This window comes from Parabacteroides sp. AM08-6 (assembly GCF_003473295.1).
Taxonomy (GTDB): Bacteria; Bacteroidota; Bacteroidia; order Bacteroidales; family Tannerellaceae; genus Parabacteroides.
This window is the reverse complement of the sequence record NZ_QRMP01000016.1, coordinates 1-2,561: the sequence shown is the minus strand read 5'-3', so window position 1 is coordinate 2,561 and position 2,561 is coordinate 1. Positions and strand designations below refer to the sequence as shown.

The 2,561-nt window shown below is 34.5% G+C and carries 2 protein-coding genes; both read left to right on the top strand.

Annotated features, from left to right (window positions below):
* The coding region (locus DW103_RS11100) for a tetratricopeptide repeat protein (RefSeq protein WP_122276108.1) at positions 1-1,848 on the top strand (1,848 nt) is incomplete at its 5' end.
* Positions 1,849-2,068: 220 nt separating this feature from the next.
* Positions 2,069-2,434: a DUF3244 domain-containing protein gene (locus DW103_RS11095; protein WP_122276106.1), complete on the top strand. Its 366-nt coding sequence runs from the start codon at positions 2,069-2,071 to the stop codon at positions 2,432-2,434.
* The last annotated feature ends 127 nt before the right edge of the window (positions 2,435-2,561 follow it).

Genomic DNA, 2,561 nt, shown 5'->3' with positions numbered 1-2,561 from the left:
ATGAGAATATCTGCATTTCTGATACTTTATTTCTGTTTATCAAGCCTTATAGCATGCCGGCAAACTACCACGATAGCTCCGGTTTTGCATCAGGCCGAAACCTTTATGTCCGAATCTCCCGATAGTGCACTGCTCTTATTGGAAGCTATTCAATCCCCGGAAAAACAATCCGCGGAAGATTATGCAACCTGGTGCCTGCTACTGACACAGGCACGGGATAAGAATTATCTGGAGCATACATCGGATTCGGTGATAAATATAGCAGTCAGATATTTTGAGAAAAAAAGCAATATGAAGAGGAAAGCGCAAGCTTATTATTATAAAGGTAGAGTAAATGAGGATTTGGGATTAACGGACAATGCTTTAATTAACTATTTGAAAGCTGCAGATTTTGTGCAAAATACAGGTGATTATCATTTGCAAGGGTTGATATATATGTATTTAGGAAATATATATTGGTATTTGAATAATAATCGAGAGGCTTTAGATGTATGTAAAAGAGCTTATGATGCTTTTTTGCTGGATAAGGATACCATAAATAGTGCATATATATTAAGGAATATGGGAAGGAACTATACGGCTATATTAGAGAATGATACAGCTGTTTTATGCTTAAACCAGGCACTTGATATTGCAAAACTCTATAATAAAATTTCTCTGCAAGGGAATATTGAAACTGATTTAGCCAATGTATATGAAGAAAACAAAGAATATAACAAAGCTTTGGAATATGCTTTGTCGGCAATAACACATACAAAGAGTGAATCTGGTCTTTATCCTTGTTTCGTATTGATTGGTGGTATATATAAACAGCTACTTCGGTTAGACTCTGCTCAGTGTTACCTGAAAAAGGCACTATCTTCGGATGACTTGTATACAAAGGCTGCTGTAAATTGGGAGCTGGCTGCTCTTTTTAAAGAAAAAGGGGATGATGCCCTAGTATCTCATTATTTATCAGCTTATATTGATTGTCAAGATTCGATAAACATATTATATGATGCACCACGATTAAAAGAATTGGAGATGCTTTATAGCAAAGAGAAGGTTGAACGTGAAAAAGATTCTTTGATACAAGATAAAAAGGTAATGCGGATGTGGATTGCTCTTTGTTTGTTTGTTATTATAACTTTTGTTGTGTCAGCACACCTTCTTTACCAAGAATTTTTAAAGAATAAAGAAGCAGAAGTGTTGGCCATAGCAAAAGAAGCAGATGAATATAAGAAAAAATATATTGATAATTGTGAGGAGATAAAAGAGAAAAAACAACAAATAGAGTTTTTGGAGAGCAGTCTTTCTGAAAAAGAGTGTCAGTTAATTACCTTAAAAGGAAGAATGCCGGGTATGAAACCATTCTTACAGGGGGAGACTGAAAACTCATCTATGATGAATGATGCAACATTGAAAAACCAAAAACTCTATGACTTAAATCAAGAAACAACAGAACTGAACCAAAAAATAGAACAGTTAAACAAGGATGTCCTGACGCTCAGTAAAAAAAATGCTTCTTTGGTGGGTTTGTTATTGAAAAGTAGTGAAATTAAGGAAGCAATAGCAAAAAGTGTAGAACAAAATCAGGTATTAACACCGAATTTATGGATAAAAATCCAAGAGAAGATAAGAGAAATTGACATAAACTTTTTAAGACGGCTTATGAAAGAGGCTCCTACTCTTACTCCCAAAGAGATGCAGTTGTGTTGTTTGATAAAATTGAATATCCCGTTGTCGCAAATGGCAGTATTGCTGCAATTAGATAAGAGGACAATTTCCAAATATAAATCTTCAATAGTAAAAAAACATTTTGGAAAAAGAGATGGCATCTTGCTCGATATGTTGTTGCAGCAGCTCTGAGCGGTTTCGAAAAGAGTGAGCAAGTCTACAAAATACTTGCAAAATCTACATTTTTGAAAATATCATTATCGCCTCATTGGTAATATATTAAATACCAGACTGTTGTAGTCTGTTTGCGGAGGCTTTGAAATCTACATTCTACATAGAATTTCTACATTGTTTTTGATTTTAATGTTTTATTTATATCTACCTTTACTTGCGAAATTTAAAACATAAAATCATGAAGAAACTATTATTTTTATTTTTGTTTTTGTTTAGTCTATCCTTCTTTACAACTCAAAATGTGGTTGCAAAAGTTGCTACTGTAAAACAAATTGTATTGAAAGGAAAAACTCAAAAAGATGATCCTCGTTCTTTATTGCCTGTTCAGGCTTGGGTTGATGGTGCAGTAGTTCATATCTCTTTCTTGACTGCTCTTGAAAACGTTGTTGTTTCAATAAAAGACGAAAGCGGGAAAGTTGTAGAAGAAAAGACTTATGCTTCTCCTCAAACGATAGAGTTGCCCGCTATGGAGGTTCATGGTAGCTATACATTAGAGGTGCGCTATGCGGATACATTGTTATATGGTGCATTTGAAATAGAATAAGGGCAATCTTGCGGTTGCAAAAAAGAAATCGTGCTATAAATCTTATGGAAACTCCTAAAATCATTCATCAGATATGGTCATCCAAGCGGATGCCTCTCCCTGAAGTTTTCAAGGAATTGTCGGAAAC